Origin of the sequence: Serratia quinivorans, from assembly GCF_052113645.1 — a bacterium.
GTDB classification, from domain to species: domain Bacteria; phylum Pseudomonadota; class Gammaproteobacteria; order Enterobacterales; family Enterobacteriaceae; genus Serratia; species Serratia quinivorans_B.
Genome location: NZ_JBIEIU010000008.1, coordinates 178,652 through 197,356 on the forward strand (window position 1 = coordinate 178,652; position 18,705 = coordinate 197,356).

General features: G+C 58.6%; 18 protein-coding genes. 12 read left to right on the top strand and 6 right to left on the bottom strand.

Annotated features, from left to right (window positions below; all coding sequences use genetic code 11):
* Positions 1 to 43 precede the first annotated feature (43 nt).
* Complete coding sequence (locus ACGS9J_RS16190) at positions 44 to 1,216, bottom strand: ROK family transcriptional regulator (protein WP_442231886.1); 1,173 nt, start codon at positions 1,214 to 1,216, stop codon at positions 44 to 46.
* A gap of 100 nt (positions 1,217 to 1,316) precedes the next feature.
* Between ACGS9J_RS16190 and ACGS9J_RS16195 the strand changes: the two genes are divergently transcribed.
* The 8 genes from ACGS9J_RS16195 to ydfG all read left to right on the top strand — a co-directional run bounded on the left by ACGS9J_RS16195 (position 1,317) and on the right by ydfG (position 9,668).
* On the top strand, positions 1,317 to 2,567 hold the full coding sequence (locus ACGS9J_RS16195) for an extracellular solute-binding protein (protein WP_442231887.1): 1,251 nt from the start codon (positions 1,317 to 1,319) through the stop codon (positions 2,565 to 2,567).
* Positions 2,568 to 2,576: 9 nt separating this feature from the next.
* Positions 2,577 to 3,485 (top strand): carbohydrate ABC transporter permease, encoded by a 909-nt coding sequence (locus ACGS9J_RS16200; protein WP_442231985.1) that lies wholly within the window; start codon positions 2,577 to 2,579, stop codon positions 3,483 to 3,485.
* Positions 3,475 to 4,314 carry a carbohydrate ABC transporter permease gene (locus ACGS9J_RS16205; RefSeq protein ID WP_442231888.1) on the top strand — a complete coding sequence of 280 codons (840 nt, stop codon included), beginning with the start codon at positions 3,475 to 3,477 and terminating at the stop codon, positions 4,312 to 4,314. The genes ACGS9J_RS16200 and ACGS9J_RS16205 overlap by 11 nt, the downstream gene beginning before the upstream one ends.
* Before the next feature lie 20 nt (positions 4,315 to 4,334).
* Entirely contained in the window at positions 4,335 to 5,288 is a 954-nt protein-coding gene (locus tag ACGS9J_RS16210; protein WP_442231889.1) for a carbohydrate kinase family protein, read from the top strand.
* On the top strand, positions 5,288 to 6,367 hold the full coding sequence (locus ACGS9J_RS16215) for an ABC transporter ATP-binding protein (RefSeq protein WP_442231890.1): 1,080 nt from the start codon (positions 5,288 to 5,290) through the stop codon (positions 6,365 to 6,367). The genes ACGS9J_RS16210 and ACGS9J_RS16215 overlap by 1 nt, the downstream gene beginning before the upstream one ends.
* Positions 6,368 to 6,694: 327 nt before the next feature.
* The gene (locus ACGS9J_RS16220) at positions 6,695 to 8,137 is read left to right on the top strand and encodes an MFS transporter (protein ID WP_442231891.1); all 1,443 of its coding nucleotides are present in this window, start codon (positions 6,695 to 6,697) and stop codon (positions 8,135 to 8,137) included.
* A gap of 97 nt (positions 8,138 to 8,234) precedes the next feature.
* Positions 8,235 to 8,756: a GNAT family N-acetyltransferase gene (locus tag ACGS9J_RS16225; protein ID WP_442231892.1), complete on the top strand. Its 522-nt coding sequence runs from the start codon at positions 8,235 to 8,237 to the stop codon at positions 8,754 to 8,756.
* Positions 8,757 to 8,918: 162 nt separating this feature from the next.
* Positions 8,919 to 9,668 (top strand): bifunctional NADP-dependent 3-hydroxy acid dehydrogenase/3-hydroxypropionate dehydrogenase YdfG, encoded by a 750-nt coding sequence (ydfG, locus tag ACGS9J_RS16230; RefSeq protein ID WP_442231893.1) that lies wholly within the window; start codon positions 8,919 to 8,921, stop codon positions 9,666 to 9,668.
* A gap of 35 nt (positions 9,669 to 9,703) precedes the next feature.
* Here ydfG and ACGS9J_RS16235 read toward each other — a convergent pair whose 3' ends face one another.
* Complete coding sequence (locus ACGS9J_RS16235) at positions 9,704 to 10,030, bottom strand: YnfA family protein (protein ID WP_442231894.1); 327 nt, start codon at positions 10,028 to 10,030, stop codon at positions 9,704 to 9,706.
* 148 nt (positions 10,031 to 10,178) lie between these two features.
* Here ACGS9J_RS16235 and ACGS9J_RS16240 point away from each other — a divergent pair, with 148 nt between their 5' ends.
* Complete coding sequence (locus ACGS9J_RS16240) at positions 10,179 to 10,547, top strand: DUF1283 family protein (RefSeq protein WP_442231895.1); 369 nt, start codon at positions 10,179 to 10,181, stop codon at positions 10,545 to 10,547.
* Between the two features lie 88 nt (positions 10,548 to 10,635).
* Entirely contained in the window at positions 10,636 to 10,935 is a 300-nt protein-coding gene (locus ACGS9J_RS16245) for a DUF1161 domain-containing protein (RefSeq protein ID WP_442231896.1), read from the top strand.
* 179 nt (positions 10,936 to 11,114) lie between these two features.
* Here the strand turns inward: ACGS9J_RS16245 and ACGS9J_RS16250 are convergent, their stop codons facing one another.
* Positions 11,115 to 12,602: an MDR family MFS transporter gene (locus tag ACGS9J_RS16250; protein WP_442231897.1), complete on the bottom strand. Its 1,488-nt coding sequence runs from the start codon at positions 12,600 to 12,602 to the stop codon at positions 11,115 to 11,117.
* A 278-nt stretch (positions 12,603 to 12,880) separates the two neighbouring features.
* Here ACGS9J_RS16250 and clcB point away from each other — a divergent pair, with 278 nt between their 5' ends.
* Positions 12,881 to 14,161 carry a voltage-gated ClC-type chloride channel ClcB gene (clcB, locus tag ACGS9J_RS16255; protein ID WP_442231898.1) on the top strand — a complete coding sequence of 427 codons (1,281 nt, stop codon included), beginning with the start codon at positions 12,881 to 12,883 and terminating at the stop codon, positions 14,159 to 14,161.
* Here the strand turns inward: clcB and bioD are convergent.
* The 3 genes from bioD to ACGS9J_RS16270 form a co-directional block, all read right to left on the bottom strand.
* Entirely contained in the window at positions 14,158 to 14,829 is a 672-nt protein-coding gene (gene bioD / locus ACGS9J_RS16260) for a dethiobiotin synthase (RefSeq protein WP_442231899.1), read from the bottom strand. The genes clcB and bioD overlap by 4 nt on opposite strands.
* Before the next feature lie 152 nt (positions 14,830 to 14,981).
* A complete protein-coding gene (gene mlc / locus ACGS9J_RS16265) occupies positions 14,982 to 16,199 on the bottom strand; it encodes a sugar metabolism global transcriptional regulator Mlc (RefSeq protein WP_442231900.1) in 1,218 nt (405 codons plus the stop codon).
* A gap of 159 nt (positions 16,200 to 16,358) precedes the next feature.
* Positions 16,359 to 17,249 (bottom strand): LysR substrate-binding domain-containing protein, encoded by an 891-nt coding sequence (locus tag ACGS9J_RS16270; protein WP_442231901.1) that lies wholly within the window; start codon positions 17,247 to 17,249, stop codon positions 16,359 to 16,361.
* 150 nt (positions 17,250 to 17,399) lie between these two features.
* Here ACGS9J_RS16270 and ACGS9J_RS16275 point away from each other — a divergent pair, with 150 nt between their 5' ends.
* Positions 17,400 to 18,665 carry an MFS transporter gene (locus ACGS9J_RS16275; RefSeq protein WP_442231986.1) on the top strand — a complete coding sequence of 422 codons (1,266 nt, stop codon included), beginning with the start codon at positions 17,400 to 17,402 and terminating at the stop codon, positions 18,663 to 18,665.
* The last annotated feature ends 40 nt before the right edge of the window (positions 18,666 to 18,705 follow it).

Consider the following 18,705-nt stretch of genomic DNA (forward strand, 5'->3'; position numbering starts at 1 on the left):
ACCATTATTGGGCAAGAATATAAATCGGGGGGGATGCAATTTATTACTTCAATAACACTTCATAACGCGGATTGAATTCATCAAACAACGGCAGCGCCGCCGCGCCTAATGCCGCGGTATCCGCACCGGTCGTGCCCAGTCGTACCCGCATGCCGTCGAGGTATTTGCTGCGTACCGAGCGGTGCAGCGGCGCCAGGCGCTTGATCAGCTGTTCCACCAGGCTTTCCGGCATCAGGCCGCCAATAATCACCGCTTCGGCATCGAACATGCACTCGATAATGTTGATCGCCTGGCGTAACGCCGGTACCGCCGAATCCAGCCAGGCGTCGATCTGCGGCTGCGGCAACGTCAGCAAGACTTGCGGCATGGCGCGCATCGGATCCAGCCCGCAACTCTCGTAGGCCGCCTGCAGCGAGACATAGCGTTCCAGACACCCCAGGTTACCGCAGTAACAGGCCCGCCCGCCCGGTTGCACAATCATGTGGCCGACCTCACCAGCATTGTGCGCATGGCCGGTATAAATACGGCCGTCGGTGAAAATGCCCGCGCCAAGACCGGTACCGAGATACAAATAAATAAACGAATTCAGCTGCCTGGCGACACCGTGCAAACGCTCGCCGATGGCGGCGACGGTGGCGTCGTTCTCCAGCGTCACCGGCAGGCCGCTTTGTGCGTTAAGTTCAGCCACCACATCGATATTTTCCCAGCCGTTGAGCGTGGTCGGCCCCACGGAGGAGATCCCCTCCACGCCAAACGGCCCCGGCATCACCACGCCGATGCCCAACATTTTTCCCCAGGTCAGATCCGGCTGCTGGCGCATTTCTTGCAGTACATCACAAATCAGTTTCAAGGTGGCAGCAGGTTGCGGCTTTTGCACCATAATCAGCCGGTGGAAACGAACGCTGCCTGACAAATCGACCACGATGATCAGCAGTGACTGGTGATCCAGATGGATGCCGATGGAATACGCACTGTCCGGGTTCAGGGTCAACGGCGTGGCCGGCTGACCTCGCCCGCCGGCACGACGCGGCAGGTGCGAGGAGAGAATACCGGCCTGTTCCAGCTCGGTTGCGATGTTTGAAACGGTTTGCGGCGTCAGTGAGGTCAGCCGGGCAATTTCGGCACGGGTCAGTTCACCGTGCAGACGAATAGCTTCTATCACTACGCGCCGGTTGTGTGCACGAGCATGCTCAAGGTTAGTGCCGGATGTCGTCATAACTGCCTATGCAGAAAGGGAAATCGTCTTTGCAGTATGGTGCCCTCCAATAAAGCAATCAAATTGATTTAAAAATCTTTTTAACACCGGAGAACGCACAATGAAAAGCCATACCCTCGCCGCGACGGCAGTCTGCAGTTTGTCTGCCCTGGCGTTCAGTCTCTCATCCGCCTATGCCGCGCCCACGCAGATCAACGCGCTGTTTATGACCCAGGCGGCGTACAGCGAAAACGACATCCGCGCCATGACCGCAGACTTCAGCAAACAACACCCGGATGTCACCGTTAATCTGGAGTTCGTCCCTTACGAAGCGCTGCACGATAAAATCGTCGCGGCACGCGGTGCGGGCAGCAATGGCTACGATGTGGTGCTGTTCGACGCCATTTGGCCGGCGGAATTCACCAAATTCGGCCTGCTGCAGGATGTCACCTCCCGCATCAGCGCCGACGACAGCGCCAAAATTTTTGCCGGCGCCCTGACCACCGTCACCTATAAAGACAAACGCTGGGGCATGCCGTGGATCCTCGACACCAAATACCTGTATTACAACAAGGCCATGCTGGCCAAGGCCGGGATTGCCGCCCCGCCGAAAACCTGGCAGGAACTGGCCCAGCAGGCCGAAATCCTCAAACAGAAAAAGGTGGTCAAATACCCGCTGGTGTGGAGTTGGTCACAGGCCGAAGCGCTGGTTTGCGACTACACCACGCTGGTGTCCGCCTATAAAGGCCAGTTCTTGCAGCAGGGTAAAATCACCTTCTCTACCCCAGGTTCACTGCAGGCCGCCAGCTACATGAAGGCGTCACTGGATAAAGGGCTGACCAACCCGAACTCCCGCGAGTACCTGGAGGAGGACGTGCGCAAGGCCTTCTCCAACGGCGATGCGGCCTTTGCGCTGAACTGGACCTATATGTACAACATGGCCAACGATCCGAAGCAAAGCAAAGTGGCCGGTGACGTCGGCATCGTGCCGGCACCGGGATCGGAGCCCGGTCAGGTTTCTGCGGTCAATGGCTCCATGGGGCTAGGCATCGCCAAGGCCAGCGCCCACCCCGATCAAGCCTGGCAGTACATCAGCTACATGACCTCGCAGCCGGTGCAGGACAAGTACGCCAAACTGAGCCTGCCTATCTGGAAATCGTCCTACGAGGATCCGGCGGTGCAGAAAGGTCAGGAACCGCTGATCGCGGCGGCCAAACAGTCGTTGAACGTGATGCTGTCGCGCCCCGAAACCGCGGATTACTCCCGGTTGTCCAACGGATTGCAGCAGGATCTGCAGCAAATCCTGCAGGGTAAAGTCACGCCGCAGGCCGGGCTGGATGCCGCGACCCAAAGCGCTGCGCGGCTGCGTTAAGCCATGACGATGCTCACTTTGCCCCAACGTGAGCGTCGTCAGGCATGGGTGCTGCTGGCACCCATGCTGCTGATGATGCTGCTGTTAACCGCCTGGCCGCTGGGCCGCACCCTGTGGCTGAGTTTGACCGACGCGGCGCTGGTCGGCGACGGTGTCAGCCCGGCCTGGGTCGGTGCGGATAACTTTATCTATGCCCTGACCGACCCGGATTTTCAGGCCGCGCTGTGGCGTACGCTGTATTTCACCCTGGTTTCGGTAGCGTTCGAAGGCGTGATCGGTGTCCTGGTGGCGCTGTTGCTTAACCAACAATTCCACGGCCGCAATCTGCTGCGGGTGCTGGTGATTTTGCCGTGGGCGCTGCCGACCATCGTCAACGCCACGATGTGGCGGCTGAATTTCAACCCGGATTACGGCAGCATCAACGCGCTGCTGACCCAGCTCGGGGTGATTGACCACTATCGCAGTTGGCTGGGCGACCCGGCTTCGGCGCTTAACGCGGTGATGCTGGCGGATATCTGGAAGAACTACCCGTTGATCACCCTGCTGACACTGGCGGCGTTGCAATCCATCCCGGACGATTTGTACGAAGCCGCCCGGCTCGACGGTGCCTCGGCGTGGCGACGGTTTCGCGCCATCACCCTGCCCGCCATTCTGGCCCCGCTGGCGGTGGCGTTGGTGCTGCGCACCATTGATGCCTTCAAAGTGTTCGACATCATTTACGTGATGACGCGCGGCGGGCCGATGGACAGCACCAAAACCCTGAGCTTCTTTGTTTATCAGGAGTCGTTCAGTTATCTGCGTGCCGGCAGCGGTGCCGCCTATGCGGTGTTGATGACCCTGCTGTGCGGCCTGCTGATTGCGCTGTACATGCTGATGTTGTTCCGCCAGCGCAGAAGGAGCCTCGCCGATGAAGCCTAAGATCCGCCTGCTATTGCGCTACGGCGCCGCGCTGCTGTTGGCGCTGTCGATCCTCGCGCCGATGCTGTGGCTGTTTCTGATGAGCGTCAGTTCCTCGGCCGACTTGACCCGCGTCCCGCTGGAATGGCTGCCGCGCCACTGGGATTTTTCGCGTTATGCCAGCCTGCTGTCGCTACAGCCCGGCCAGCCGGGAGCCTTGTTCCTGCACGCGTTGTTCAACAGCCTGCTGGTCGCCTGTGGCGCGACGCTGATTTCATTGTTGCTGGCCATTCCTGCGGCGTTCAGCTTTTCGCGTTACCCCGGCCGCGACGGCTGGCTGTTTGCCAGCCTGGCCATTTACATGGTGCCGCCGGTGGCTTTCGTGCTGCCGCTGTATTTTATCCTGCAACAGTTGGCACTGTTGAACACCCATATTGGCCTGGTGCTGGTCTATTGTTCACTGATCCTGCCGTTCCTCACCTGGATGCTGAAAAACCAATTTGATGCTCTGCCGATCGATATCGAGCAGGCGGCGCGGCTTGATGGGTTACGCCAGTGGCAGGTGCTGCTGCGCATTACCCTGCCGTTAGCCAAACCGGCGTTGGGGGCTTCGGCCCTGTTCGGCTGGTTGCTGGCCTGGGACGAATTTTTCTACGCGCTGCTGTTTACCAGCAATATTCAGGCGCAGACGTTGCCGGTGACCATTGCCGGTTTCACCGCCGGACGGGCCACCGATGACGGGCTGATCGCCGCCGTCGGCATTCTGGCCGCCATTCCACCACTTTTTATTGCCCTGTGGCTGCAAAAAACGCTGGTTAGCGGCTTAACCAGCGGCGGCAGCAAGGGTTAATTTATTCAGGGAAAATTGACATGATGAATACCAACACTCGCCCCACGCTGTACGTGGTAGGCAATATCAACGTCGACGTGATCATGAGCACCCTGCAGCAATGGCCGCAGAAAGGCACCGAGGCGATGCTGGATCACAGTGAGTTGCGCCCCGGCGGCTCAGCAGGCAACTGCGCACTGGCGCTGGCGGCGCTGGAAACCCCTTACCGCCTGGTGGCCAATCAGGGCAACGACTATTTCAGCCCCTGGCTGGCACAGCGGTTCCCGGAAAGCTCGCTGTATTGGCCGACCTACAGTTGTGAAACTTCGCTGACTTTTGGCGTGACTCATCCCGACAACGAGCGCACTTTTTTTAGCAATCAGGGGCATATTACCCGCCTGACTCAGGACGACGTCCTGCATCAGATCCCTTTGTTCGCCGCTACCGGCGACACCGTATTGCTGTGCGGCACCTTCCTGTGCACCGCCTTGCTGGCGGAATACCCGGCGTTGCTGCAAACCCTGCGCCAGCGTGGCTATCGCATTGCGGTGGATACCGGCTGGCCGCCACAGGGCTGGAGCGATTCGTTACGCGCACACATCGCCGACTGGTTGCCGTTTTGCGACATCCTGCTGCTCAATGAAGTGGAAACCTGCGGCATGGCGGGCAACGAAGATCTGTACACCGCCGCCCGCAGCCTGAATCGGCAACAACCGGCCGACGCCGCCTGCGTGGTGAAATGCGGCCCGGACGGGGCACGCATGTGGTGCGGCGAACGTTTGCTGCAAGCGGCGGCGCATCCCATCAAGGTGGTCGATACCATCGGTGCCGGTGACAGTTTTAACGCCGGGTTTCTGACGGCCTGCCTGCATGGCCATTCGGCGGCAGTAGCACTGCGCTGGGGCATTCGCGCCGCCAGCCATGCCATCAGCAGCTCACCGCGCCAGTATCTGGACTGGAACACCCTGAAAACCTGCGCCGGAGAAATGGTCTGATGGCAAGTGTCGAACTGGTCAAAGTCGCTAAATATTACGGCAAACAGCGGGTGTTGAACCCTTTGGACCTGACGATCCCCGACGGCAGCTTTACCGTGCTGGTCGGCCCGTCCGGCTGCGGTAAGTCCACGCTGTTGCGCTTGCTGGCCGGGCTGGACACGCTGACCGATGGCGCGATCCTGCTGGATAAAAAGAAGATAAACGATCTGGATCCTGCCGATCGCGACATCGCCATGGTGTTCCAAAGCTATGCGCTCTACCCGCATCTGACGGTGGCGGAAAACATGGCGTTCCATATGCAGGTAATGAAAGTCAGTAAAAGCGAGCAGCACACCAAGGTGCAGCAAGCGGCGCGCATTCTGGGCATCGACCCGCTGTTGCAGCGCTACCCCAAAGAGCTGTCCGGCGGCCAGCGTCAACGGGTGGCAATGGGCCGCGCCATGGTGCGTAATCCCAAGGTATTTTTATTCGATGAACCGCTATCCAACCTCGATGCCCAGTTGCGAATGGAGCTGCGCGCCGAGATCAAAGCCCTGCATCAGCAGTTCAAAACCACTACGGTGTATGTCACCCACGACCAGATTGAAGCCATGACGCTGGCGGACCAGATTGTGGTGATGAAAGACGGCAATATCGTGCAGCAAGGCAAACCGCTGGAGATCTACGATGCGCCCGCCAATACCTTCGTGGCGCGTTTTATTGGCTCACCGCCGATGAATTTGTTGGAGGGTATCATCACGCCGCGCGGCGATCGTGACGGTGTCACCTGCGGTGAGCTGTGGTTGCCGTTGCCCGCTAAATGGCGGCAGGCGGCTCCGGGCAGCAAAGTGATCCTCGGGCTGCGCCCGCACGATTTCCACCTGGTCGAGGCCAACGAGCACCCCGCAGCCCAACTGCGCCTGATGGAGATCACCGGCGACGTCAGCCTGTTGCACCTCACCTGGGGCGGCTACCGGCTGCATGTGCAGTTCAGCGGGCGGGTTAACGCGCAGAGCGGTGAGTCGCTGTGGTTAGCGCCCAACAGCGATGCGATCCACCTGTTCGACGCCGAGACAGGGCAACGTCTGAGTGAAATTTGAAGGATCTGGCGGCCACGGACGGCTTCAACTTCTGGGCGTTGGGGTTAAGAACTTGTTTAACAATGAATATTTCACCCGCGCCTACGACGATAACAACAAAGGGTTGTACATCGGCCAGCCGCGAACCCTGTATCTGCAAGGTTCGGTCAAGTACTAAGTCCCCTCTGCGGGCGCAAACGCTGCGCCCGCTAATTATCACCCGCTCAACCTCTTTTTAACCTCTGCGCAATGCGTTATGCTCAAAAAACTCTTCCGGCGTTAACATTTTTGAAACGGGGTTTCTGTTATGTTCGCATTCTGTCCGCGCTCCGCCCGGCGTGCTTTGCCATGAGTTTCTTTTCACGCGCCAGCGCGTTGCCACTGCTGGTGGCGGGCGCCTTCTTTATGGAAAACCTCGACGGCACGGTGATCGTCACGGCCATGCCGCAGATGGCGGCAGCCTTCGGCGTGCGGCCAGTGGACATGAACATTGGCATCTCGGCCTACATTTTGACGCTGACGGTGTTTATTCCCGCCAGCGGCTGGATCGCCAACCGCTTTGGCGCCCGCAATATTTTCGCCGCCGCGGTGTTGATTTTCACCCTCGCATCGGTGCTGTGCACCGCCAGCGTTAACCTGCCCACCTTTACGGCGGCCCGTATTCTGCAAGGCTTTGGCGGTGCGCTGATGGTGCCGGTCGGCCGGTTGGTGGTGTTGCGCAATACCGCCAAACCGGACCTGATCAAAGCCATCGCCACCATTACCTGGCCTGGGCTGGTGGCCCCGGTCCTCGGCCCGCCGGTCGGCGGGTTTATTACCACCTACGCCTCATGGCACTGGATTTTTATTCTCAATGTACCCTTGGGCATCGCCGCGTTGTGGCTGGCCTGGCGGCTGATCCCGCAGGAAGCGCCGCAGAAAGGTGTGCCCTTTGACGCGCTGGGCTTCGTGCTGACCGGCATTGCCTGTTTCGGCCTGATGTTCGGCCTGGACCTGATCAACCATCCGCAGTTGTCCTGGCTGGTGCCCGCGCTGTGTATTTTTGGCAGTCTGGCGCTGGGGGCGCTGGCAGTCCGTCACGCCAAACGCACGACTCATCCGTTGATCAACCTGTGGGCGATGCGCATAAAAAGTTACGCCGTCACCATTTGGGGCGGCACGCTGTTCCGCATCGCCATTGGTGCGGTGCCCTTCTTGCTGCCGCTGCTGTTCCAGATTGGCTTTGGTCTGAACGCCTTTGACGCCGGGCTGCTGGTGCTGGCGGTGTTCGCCGGTAATCTGGTGATGAAACCCTTTACCTCGGCGGTGCTGTACCGTTTTCGCTTCCGCACCACGCTGGTGGTGAACGGCTTGCTCAATGCCGCTACCATTTTCGCCTGCGCGTTACTGACGCCGCAGACGCCAACCTGGCTGATTTTGGCCCTGCTGTTCGTCAGCGGCTTGACCCGCTCCATGCAGTTCACCGCGCTCAATACGCTGGCGTTTTCCGAAGTGCCGCAGCCGCAGATGAACGGGGCCAACACGCTGTTCAATGTGTCGCAGCAAATGGGCAGTGGGCTGGGGATCGCCATCGGGGCGCTGGCACTGCGCCTGGCGGAAATGTTGATGCCACAGTCGGCCGAGCGCCTCCCCTTGGTCGATTTCCGGCTGGCGTTTGTGGTCATCGGCGTTATCGCCCTGTTGGCGGTGATCGACAGCTTCACTCTGGACCCCAACGCCGGCAGTGAGGTTCGCCAGCGAAAACCGGCAGCCGACCCTGTGCCCCTCTCGCCTCAGCGATTGCAGAAATAAGTCGCATCTGTCGCCAATCAACGTAATATCGATGATCCGCCCCGTTTCACCGGTGCGGATTTTTTGCCGTTTTGGCCTGAAAAGCGAGGTAATAATAATGATCCACAGTGACCTTTCTCAGTGCCGCGTGAACACCGACCGGTTGTTGATTGCCCCTTTTACCGCAGCAGACGCCGACGATGTTTACCAGGCGATTACCCCTACGTTGACGCGCTTTATGAACTTTGAACCGGAAGAGTCGCCGGAGGCCTTTGCCAACGTTTGGCAAGCCTGGCTGCCGCTGATCCGCGAAGGTGAGGAGCTGATTTTCATCGCCCGCCTGCGTGACAGCAAACAGTTTGTCGGCATGGGCGGCGTACACGACTTGCACAACACTACGCCGGAACTGGGCATCTGGGTGAAAGAGACCCTGCATGGCCAAGGCTATGGCCGCGAAATTGTTCACGCCATGGCGGTGTGGGCCAGCGAACGCTACCGGCCACGCCACTTTATCTACCCGGTGGCCGAACAAAATACCCCAAGCCGGCGCATCGCCGAATCCCTGGGCGGCGTGGTGGCCGGCCGACGCGAAAACACCAAATACGACTGCGTGGTGTATCACGTCCCGCCACAGCTGTAAGCCACCGCCTGGCCGCATCTCATGAGTAAATGACCAAAAACCGCCCGTCTGGCAGCAGCGATGGCGGTTTTTTTATGTGGATGCCGATAACCACTGCCACTTAAAGTGGGATTATGCTAATGCTAGTAGCATGTAGGCTAAAAACAGTTGAGGAACAGCAACATGATCATTTTTGTTACGGGCGCCACATCCGGTTTTGGTGAGGCCATCACACGACGTTTTATCCGCGAAGGCCATCAGGTGATTGCCTCCGGCCGTCGTATTGAACGCCTGGAAGAGTTGAAAGATGAATTGGGCGAGGCGCTGCATATCGTCCGCCTGGACGTGCGCAACCGCGCGGCAATCCAACAGGTGATGGATGAACTGCCTGCCGCGCTGCGTCAGATTGACATACTGGTGAATAACGCCGGGCTGGCGTTAGGTCTGGAACCGGCGCACAAGGCCAATGCCGATGATTGGGAAACCATGATCGACACCAACGCCAAAGGCCTGGTGAACATGACCCGCGCCCTGCTGCCGGCGATGGTAGAACGCAACATCGGCCATGTGATCAACATCGGTTCCGTTGCGGCCAACTGGCCCTATGCCGGCGGCAACGTCTATGGCGCGACCAAGGCCTTCGTCAAGCAGTTCAGCCTCGGCCTGCGTGCCGACTTGCACGGCACCCGCATCCGCGTGACCGACATCGAGCCAGGCCTGGTGGGCGGTACCGAATTTTCCAACGTGCGTTTCAAAGGTGACGACGGCAAGGTCGACAAGGTCTATGACGGTGCCAATGCGCTGACGCCGGAAGATATCGCCGAGTCGGTGTTCTGGGTAGCGACGCTACCGGGCCACGTCAACATCAACTCGCTGGAGATCATGCCGGTCAGCCAGTCCTTTGCCGGGTTGAATATCCACCGCGAAGCCTGATGTCATGCGGCAGGGTCTACCCCTGCCGCCGCTTATCAGGCCGCGCGCCAGCCGGAAACGATGATCAGCATCCCCGCCAGGGCGACACCGGCCCCCAACCAATCCAACGCCGACAACTTCACCCCGTCCACCATCCGCAACCATAGCAAGGCCGTCGCCACGTACACCCCACCGTAGGCGGCATACACTCGCCCGCTGGCCGCCGGATGCAGCGTCAATAACCAGACAAACAGCATCAGGCTGGCCGCCGCCGGCAGCAGCAACCAGGCGCTGGCACTCTTTTTCAACCACAGGTAAGGTAAGAAACAGCCGATGATCTCGGCCAGCGCCGTGGCGAAAAATAACAGGGTGGTCTTTAACATGGGGCAAGCTTTCTCTCTGTAAAGTAAACGATGCGGCGCTTAACTGGTGCAGTCCAAGGGCAGGATGGTATATTTATCAACACGCCTGCGGGCGCGGTAAAGCCAGTGCTGCCGTTTTCAGGCAACACTAACTCATAAGGATGAAACGATGAAAACACTTTCTACCCAACGACTGCTGCGCGGGATGCTGCCGGTCGCCATGTTGGTGCTGATGGGCGCCTGGCAGGCACCGGCCTTGGCCGCCAGTTGCACTCAAGGCAGCACCTGCGTGACCGTCGACGGCAGCAACAGCGGCGCCATGGGCACCGAAGCGGCCCGTCAGAGCAAAGAACAGTTCAACGACACCAAATCTCTGCGTAATAAGGTGAATACCCGCGTGGAGAAAGAGTTCGACAAGGTAGACAAGGCGATTGATAGCGAAGACCGCTGCGACGACAGCCTGAACGTTAACGCTTACTGGGAGCCGAACACCCGCAAGTGTCTGGATCGCCAGACCGGTCGTCAGATTAATCCTTAATCTGGCCGCCGCCAGCGGTGACCGTTACTCTTCGGCACCGTAGCTGCTATCCTGACAAAGGAAGCCCATTCTCAAAAAGGACGAAGTGATGAAAAAAGCGCTTATTTTGGGTGCAGTGCTGATGGCCGCCGCCCCACTGGCCGCTTTGGCCTCGTGCGAAAGCGTGAAGGCGGACATTTCGCAGAAAATCGTCAAAAACGGCGTGCCGGAGTCCGGCTTCAAGCTGGATATCGTGCCTAACGATCAGGTCCAACAAGCCGGCGGGCTGGTGGTTGGCCACTGCGAAAACGACACCCAGAAGATTGTTTATACTCGCCTGAGCAACGGCGACGACAGCGGTGACGCGGCCCAGACCGGCACCAGTCAAGACACCAAACCCGCACAATAATCCTGATTCAGGGCGCTTTCTGCGCCCTTAGCTTGATGACAAACACCCGAAAAATGGGATTTTCGGATGTTTGGGGCAAAGCAGAAGATCTAATCCTTTGTTTTTATTAGTGCTCAGAACCTGATGTTAATTACAAGGGACTTTGTCAGCAGTCTGAGGGCGCTTTCTGCGCCCTTCCCTTATGCCTGCTCCGCCTCTTCACCCTCACCCTGCGGCCGATGCCGTGCGGGGATCAACATCGCCGCCGCCAGCGCCAACAGTGAGATCAACGCCGAAACCAGAAATACCCAATGCAATGAAGCGGCAACCTGCTGAGTCATCTCTGTCAGCAGGTCCGGCGCCATGGCGCCACGCGCGGCCGGCTCCATCAGTTGCTGCACTGGGTCGGCGGTTTGCGGCAAGCGAACCTGCAGGTTAATGTTCAACGTCGCGCCTAAAATGGCGGTCCCGATCGCCGAGCCCATCATGCGGGTAAACACCGTACAGGCAGTGGCGATGCCGCGAATGCTGTGGTGCGCGGCGTTTTGCACCGACACCAGAAACGTCGTATTACACAGCCCCATGCCGGCCCCCACCATAAAGGCCGCCACTCGTCCCCACAGCAGGCCCCCGGTCGGCTGCAGCAGCAACAAGATCAGGCCGCCGGCCAACAGTAACAACGCCCCCAGCAATGCCGTGGTGCGATAAGTGGTCATCAGCATCAGTCGCCCGCTGAAGGTGCTGGCCAACGGCCAACCAATCGACATCAGCGCCAGCGTGGTACCGGCCTCCAGCGGCGTTCCGCCCATCACGCCCTGAATAAAGGTCGGCAAGAAGGCACTGATGCCCATCATCGCCGCACCAATCACCAGCCCGCCAATATTACCAGCGACGATCACCCGGCTTTGCCACAACGCCAGCGGGAACAGTGGCTCCGGCGCACGGCGCTCCTGGCGGACTAACAACATCAATGCGACGGCCGCCAACGCCAACAAAGGCAGCACCCACCACCCGAGATTTTCCGCCTGCAACAGCGACAGCAACAGCGCCGAAACAAACAGCGTCAGCCAGGCGGTGCCCGCCAGATCCAACGCGTGCTTGCGCACCTGTTGGCGAGCAGGCAGATAGCGGCCAAGGAAAAACATCGCCAACAAGCCAATCGGTAAGTTAACCCAGAACACCAGCGCCCACGGCAGATGCTGGACGATAAACGCGCCCAACAGCGGGCCAATAATCGCCGAAACACCCCAGACACTGGACAGATAGCCCATCACCTTCGGCCGTTCGGTGGCGCTGTAGATATCGCCGATGATGGTGGTGGCGATCGGCATAATCGCCCCGGCGCCCAGCCCCTGCAATAGCCGAAAACCTATCAGCCAGTACATGTTGGGCGAGAAACCGCACAGTACCGATCCCAGCAGAAACAGCGATGCACCAAAGAAAAACACCCGCTTGCGACCCAACAGATCCGCCAGTCGGCCATAAATCGGAATGGTGATCGCCTGGGCCAACAAATAAACCGCAAACACCCAGCCCAGCAGGGAGAAACCGCCAAGATCGCCGATAATCGTGGGCATCGCCGTGGCAACAATGGTCGCCTCGATAGCCGACATAAACATCGCCAGCATGCAGGCAATCAGGATCAAGGGGCGGTGAGCGATGGGAGTCGAAGCTTCGTTATTTGTCATAGCGTAATTACAAACCGTGGGTTCTCATTTTCATCCCAGTATATCAGCCAGATCAATCGCTGCCGTTACCCAGGTCTACTTAGCTGTTTTTGCTGGCGAAAAACGCACCATTTGAACGTTTATGTGACAGCGTCACACAAAATAAAGCTACATCACCCCTTTGCGTCAATAAACCGCGCGCTCCCCGGCGATTCTGCAAAGATTCTCTGGCCTTCGGCCGGGGTGGCAAGCACAATACTCAGCTGAACCTTTCTTTTTTCTCCTGATTTTACTGACGCATGAAACGATTGGTCCACCTGCACCACTATCGCGCCCTGCTGCGCCGCCTGTTTATCGCCATCTTTCTTGGTATCGCCGCCGCGTTGGTGGTTTGGCTGTTTCACCGTGCGATGCTCGGTCTGGAATGGTTATTGCTCGACCACGAGAGCGGCAGTCTGGTGGCCGCCGCCTCAGCATTACCTGCCTGGCGCAGAGCGCTGACCCCGGCGTTAGGCGGGTTGGCGGCGGGTCTGTTGCTGTGGGTTTACCAACGCTACCAGCACCAGCGTCAGATAGCCCCCACCGACTATATGGAAGCGATCGAAACCGGCGACGGGCGACTGGATGTCAGCGCCAGCCTGGTGAAATGCCTGGCTTCGCTGTTGGTGGTGTCCAGCGGCAGTGCCATCGGGCGTGAAGGGGCGATGATCCTGTTGGCGGCCCTGGTGGGATCGGTGTTTGCCCAACGTTTCACCCATGAGAAAGAATGGAAGCTGTGGGTTGCCTGTGCCGCCGCCGCCGGGATGGCCAGTGCTTACCACGCCCCGTTGGCGGGCAGTCTGTTTATCGCGGAAATCCTGTTTGGCACGCTGATGCTGGCTTCGCTGGGCCCGGTGGTGATTGCCGCCGTCTGCGCGCTGCTGGTCACCAACCTGCTCAACGGCGGTCAGGCACCGCTGTATCTGGTGGAGCCGCTGCCCGCGCCCTGGCCGGTGCAATATCTGCTGATGGCGATACTCGGCGTATTGGCCGGTGTCTGTGGCCCGTTATTTTTATGGGCGATGACGGCCTCCGGCCATGCGTTCCGCTCGCTGCGCCTGAAGCCCCCTTTGCAATTGGCGCTCGGCGGGCTGATCGTAGGGTTACTTTCGCTGTTGTTTCCTGAGGTGTGGGGCAATGGTTACAGCGTGGTGCAGTCACTGCTCAGTGCGCCGCCCGGCGTATTGCTGGTTGGCGCCATTCTGATCTGCAAGTTGTTGGCGGTTCTCGCCAGCAGCGGTTCCGGTGCGCCCGGCGGGGTGTTCACCCCCACGCTGTTTGTCGGCGCCGCACTGGGTTCGCTGGTTGGGCAACTCTGTGCCACCTGGCCGGAACTGGGCAGCGCGGTACCGCTGCTGATGGCCTTGACCGGCATGGCCACACTGCTGGCGGCCACGACCCACGCACCGATCATGGCTGCGCTGATGGTGTTCGAAATGACCGGCGAATATACCCTGCTCCCCGGGATCTTGCTGGCCTGTGTGATCGCCACCACCGTATCGCGCGGTTTACGCTCGGTGTCGGTTTATCACAACGCCTAGCGGTTCAGCAGCGGTGAGATATCCAGATAATGTGCCAGTTCACGCTGTTCCGCGCGTGGCAGATAAGGAATTTCACCCAGCAACGGCGCGGGAATGCGCTGCTGCAACGCTTCGATGGTTTCGGCGTAGTGCGCCAACCCTGGGTTGATGCGGTTTGCCACCCAGCCCAGCAAAGGTAAGCCGTCATTAATGATCGACTGGGCCGTTAACAACGCATGGCTGACGCAACCCAGTTTAATACCCACCACCAAAACTACCGGCAATTGCTCCTGAATCACCCACTCGGCGTAAGGCCGCATGTCGTTCATCAATACACGCCAGCCACCACTGCCCTCAACCACTACGGTATCGGCCTTGGCCGACAAATGCTGCAATCCGCTGCTCATCACACCATAGTTGATATCGTCGGTAGGTTGCGCGTGAAACACCTCTTCCAGGCAGGTGATCGGATTGATTTCCGGATATGACAGCGGCATGGTCGAGGATGCCTGTAGAACCAAAGCGTCTTTATTGCGAAGGCCTTCGCTGGTTTCCTGACAGCGTGCAGCAACCGGCTTGTAGCCGGCCACTGAGCGGCCCTGCGCGGCAAAGGCCTGCAACAAAGCGCGGGAAACCACGGTTTTACCGACATCGGTATCCGTTCCTGTAACAAATAAACGCGTTAACATGACTTTATTGCCCCGAGATACACCGTTAACCAAAATATCGCCGGGTTTACGGCGAAAGAGTCGAACGGGGAAAAGTCTAGAGGATGCGGGGAGGCGCGGGCTTGAGGTAGCGCAACATTTTGTCGTTAAACGATAAGTATTCCTGATTGATGTCAGCCTTGCAGCAACTGCACCAACAGCGAACCGTTGTATAACGCTTCTTTCACCAGTGCCGCGCCGGGCATGGTGCCTTTATTGAAGAACTGGGTAGATTCCACCTTAATATGCTCGCTATAAGCCGGCAGCGACTGCTGGCGAATGCAGGAGGCAATCGCCGGGTGCAGAATTTCCGCCGCCCGGTTCAGCGGGGAACCGACCAGGATTTTTTCCGGATTGAACAGATTGACCATGATCGCCAGGATGCGGCCTACGCTGTGACCCACGCCGAGGATGATGTCCTTCGCCAGTTGATCGCCCGCCAGCGCCGCATCACACAGCGACTCGACCGTCAGCGGCATGCCGTGCAGGCTGGAGCTCATTGAGCTACCGAGGCGGGTGCGGGCGATGTCGAGCATATTTTCGATACTGGCCACGGTTTCCAGGCAACCATGGTTGCTGCAGTAGCAGCGCTTGCCGTAAGGATCGACCTGAGTATGGCCAATCTCCACCACGCTGTGGCTACCGGCGTGCAGCACCCGACCGCCGGTGATGACACCGGCGCCGACGTTATGGTCGATCACCACCTGAATCACGTTTTGACTGCCGCGCGAAGCGCCGTACAAGGCTTCGGCCATGGTCCAGGCACTGATATCGTGTTGCAGATAAACCGGCAGGCCGGTACGCGTTTCCAACGCCGGGCCCAACGGCATGTCTTCTACGTCATAAAACGGCATGCGATGCACTACGCCGGAAATCGCATCCACCATACCCGGCAGCGTAATGGCGATCGCCGTCAGCCGCTCCAGCTTGCTTTGATGACGGATAAAGAACTGGTCGACTTCGGCCAGAATGCGTTTTAACAGCGGATCGGGATGTTCGGCGGCCAAAGGAAGCAACTCTTCCACCACCAGTTTGCTGCTGATATCGCGCAGCGCCAGCGTGATGGTGCCACGGCTGATGCGGGCAGAAAGGTAGTGCCAGGCTTCGGTGTCCAACACCAACCCCACCGCCGGACGGCCACGGCTGCCGACTTCCTGATATTCGGTTTCTTTAACCAGATGCGCTTCCAGCAGTTCGCGCACGATTTTGGTGATACTGGCGGGGGCGAGCTGTGCCCGTTTTGACAGTTCGATGCGCGAAATTGGGCCCAGTTGATCGATTAATCGATAAACTGCCCCTGCATTTGTTTGCTTGATTTGATCAATATGCCCAGGCTGCCCAACAGCAATCACAAACCTGCTCCTACTATTTTTCGCGCTTCTAAATAAAGACTATCGGCTATGGTGGGGCTTTTGGAATACAGCGTCAACTATTTGATTCGTTATGTGATTTGCAGCACAAATTCACCCCGCTTTCACTGCGGATTGCGTTTTATTTACCCAGTTCAACCTTCAGGGTAACAGTAGCGCCATCAGGGATTTTGCCGCCGCGGTGAGCGGCCGTTGACGATGGTGCACCAACCAGACTTCGGTCATCGCCTCCGGCTCTGCCAGCGGTAAATATTGCACCCCATCGATTTTAACCCGGGCGAAAGACGCCGGCAGAATTGAGATGCCCAGCCCGGAAGAGACCAGCCCGATGATGGTCATCGCCTCGCCCACCTCTTGGGTGATATAGGGGGTGATCCCGGCTTTGGCCAGCAGTGACAAGATTTCGTCATGCAGCGCGGTCCCTACCTCACGCGAGAAAAATACAAAGGGCTCTTCCGCCAGATGCTGGAAGCGCAAGGTGCCGGAGGCCACGTGGGTTAGCGGATGCCCTTCCGGCACCACCGCCACCAGTGGCTCGCACAGCAAAAGCTGATGTTTCAATACATCCGGCAAGCGCGTATTGCGCATCACGCCCAGATCCAGATCGCCATTGAGTAAGGGTTCGATCTGCTGTTTGGTGTTCACTTCGCGCATTTTAATGTGCACCTGCGGGTGCTGTAGACGGAAAGCACGCAGACTGCGCGACACTACGCTGATAAAGGGGGCGGAAGAGGTGAAACCTATGGTCAATTCACCCAGTTCGCCACGTTCCAGCCGCGCCGCTTTCTCCGCCGCACGGCTGACCTGATCGAGCACCTGATAGGCTTCTTTCAGGAACATTTCCCCGGCCTGCGTCAGGCTGACATTACGGTTATTACGTGCCAACAGACGCGCGCCGACCATGTCCTCCAGCGCCTGGATCTGTTGGCTGAGCGGGGGCTGGGAAATACGCAGCCGTTCCGCCGCCCGGCCAAAATGCAGCTCTTCAGCCACGGCGACAAAATAACGCAGGTGTCTCAATTCGATATTCATACTTTAAACGTCTTAATTTGAATTATTAATATATTAGACAAAAAACTGCCCTCTCCCTATGATTTTGTTAACTCATCCAGTGCTGTGATTCATCATCCCCAAGTTTGGTAAGGAAAGACTGTGACAACCCCTGTGCGTTCTGCGGCCGGTATGCCGTCGACGCTGGCCGCCAATGACGAAGCGGCTGCTGCGCCAAAAACCCAACGTTCCACTCTTAACAAACTTCCCTACATCGAGCGCGGTACGCCGCAGTTTATGCGCGTCACCCTGGCATTGTTTTCCGCCGGGCTGGCCACTTTCGCCTTGCTGTATTGCGTGCAGCCGATCCTGCCGGTTCTGTCGCAAGACTTTGGCATTTCCCCGGCGGAAAGCAGCCTGTCGTTGTCGGTGTCTACCGGGCTGCTGGCCCTTGGCCTGATGTTTACCGGCCCGCTGTCCGACGCCATCGGTCGTAAATCGGTGATGGTGGTAGCGCTGCTGCTGGCGGCAGTCTGTACCCTGATTTGTGCTTTTATGACCAGTTGGCATGGCATCTTGCTGATGCGCGCGCTGATAGGGCTTTCCCTGAGCGGGGTCGCCGCCGTCGGCATGACCTATTTGAGCGAAGAGATCCACCCGAGTTTTGTCGCTTTTTCCATGGGGTTGTATATCAGCGGGAATTCCATCGGCGGCATGAGCGGCCGACTGGTGACCGGGGTGCTGACCGACTTCTTCTCCTGGCGAGTGTCGCTGGCGGTGATCGGGCTGTTCGCATTGGCTGCGGCCTGCATGTTCTGGCGCATCTTGCCCGCGTCAAAACATTTCCGTGCCAGTTCGCTGCGCCCACGTACCCTGCTGATTAACTTCCGGCTGCATTGGCACGATAAAGGGCTGCCATTGTTGTTTGCCGAAGGCTTCCTGCTGATGGGCAGTTTTGTCACTATGTTCAACTATATCGGCTACCGCTTGCTGTCTGACCCTTATCACCTTAGCCAGGCGATTGTCGGCCTGCTTTCGGTGGTCTATCTGACCGGTTCGTACAGTTCGCCAAAGGCCGGGGCCATGACCTCGCGTTTTGGTCGCGGGCCGGTGTTATTGGCGTCGACGCTGATTATGCTGATCGGGATCCTGATTACCGCCCTGGCTCCGGTGGCGGTAATTTTTATCGGCATGATGCTGTTCACCGCTGGTTTCTTTGCCGCCCATTCGGTTGCCAGCAGTTGGATCGGCCGTCGCGCACGTCGCGCCAAGGGGCAAGCCTCTTCGCTTTATTTATTCTGCTATTACGCCGGCTCCAGCGTCGCCGGGACGCTCGGCGGGGTGTTCTGGCACAGTTTCGGTTGGAATGGCGTAGTGGCATTTATCAGCGTGATGCTATTACTCGCCCTGCTGGTGGTGCATTACCTGAAGAAACTGCCGGAAGCGGCACGCGTTTAACCTTCCTCTTCCCCCTGCACCGGCCGGTGTTGGGGGCTTA

Excerpts from the sequence above, each read along its gene's own strand:
- ACGS9J_RS16190 (WP_442231886.1), bottom strand. The coding sequence starts at position 1,216 with ATGACGACATCCGGCACTAACCTTGAGCATGCTCGTGCACACAACCGG.
- ACGS9J_RS16195 (WP_442231887.1), top strand. The coding sequence starts at position 1,317 with ATGAAAAGCCATACCCTCGCCGCGACGGCAGTCTGCAGTTTGTCTGCC.
- ACGS9J_RS16200 (WP_442231985.1), top strand. The coding sequence starts at position 2,577 with ATGCTCACTTTGCCCCAACGTGAGCGTCGTCAGGCATGGGTGCTGCTG.
- ACGS9J_RS16205 (WP_442231888.1), top strand. The coding sequence starts at position 3,475 with ATGAAGCCTAAGATCCGCCTGCTATTGCGCTACGGCGCCGCGCTGCTG.
- ACGS9J_RS16210 (WP_442231889.1), top strand. The coding sequence starts at position 4,335 with ATGATGAATACCAACACTCGCCCCACGCTGTACGTGGTAGGCAATATC.
- ACGS9J_RS16215 (WP_442231890.1), top strand. The coding sequence starts at position 5,288 with ATGGCAAGTGTCGAACTGGTCAAAGTCGCTAAATATTACGGCAAACAG.
- ACGS9J_RS16220 (WP_442231891.1), top strand. The coding sequence starts at position 6,695 with ATGAGTTTCTTTTCACGCGCCAGCGCGTTGCCACTGCTGGTGGCGGGC.
- ACGS9J_RS16225 (WP_442231892.1), top strand. The coding sequence starts at position 8,235 with ATGATCCACAGTGACCTTTCTCAGTGCCGCGTGAACACCGACCGGTTG.
- ydfG (WP_442231893.1), top strand. The coding sequence starts at position 8,919 with ATGATCATTTTTGTTACGGGCGCCACATCCGGTTTTGGTGAGGCCATC.
- ACGS9J_RS16235 (WP_442231894.1), bottom strand. The coding sequence starts at position 10,030 with ATGTTAAAGACCACCCTGTTATTTTTCGCCACGGCGCTGGCCGAGATC.
- ACGS9J_RS16240 (WP_442231895.1), top strand. The coding sequence starts at position 10,179 with ATGAAAACACTTTCTACCCAACGACTGCTGCGCGGGATGCTGCCGGTC.
- ACGS9J_RS16245 (WP_442231896.1), top strand. The coding sequence starts at position 10,636 with ATGAAAAAAGCGCTTATTTTGGGTGCAGTGCTGATGGCCGCCGCCCCA.
- ACGS9J_RS16250 (WP_442231897.1), bottom strand. The coding sequence starts at position 12,602 with ATGACAAATAACGAAGCTTCGACTCCCATCGCTCACCGCCCCTTGATC.
- clcB (WP_442231898.1), top strand. The coding sequence starts at position 12,881 with ATGAAACGATTGGTCCACCTGCACCACTATCGCGCCCTGCTGCGCCGC.
- bioD (WP_442231899.1), bottom strand. The coding sequence starts at position 14,829 with ATGTTAACGCGTTTATTTGTTACAGGAACGGATACCGATGTCGGTAAA.
- ACGS9J_RS16270 (WP_442231901.1), bottom strand. The coding sequence starts at position 17,249 with ATGAATATCGAATTGAGACACCTGCGTTATTTTGTCGCCGTGGCTGAA.
- ACGS9J_RS16275 (WP_442231986.1), top strand. The coding sequence starts at position 17,400 with ATGCCGTCGACGCTGGCCGCCAATGACGAAGCGGCTGCTGCGCCAAAA.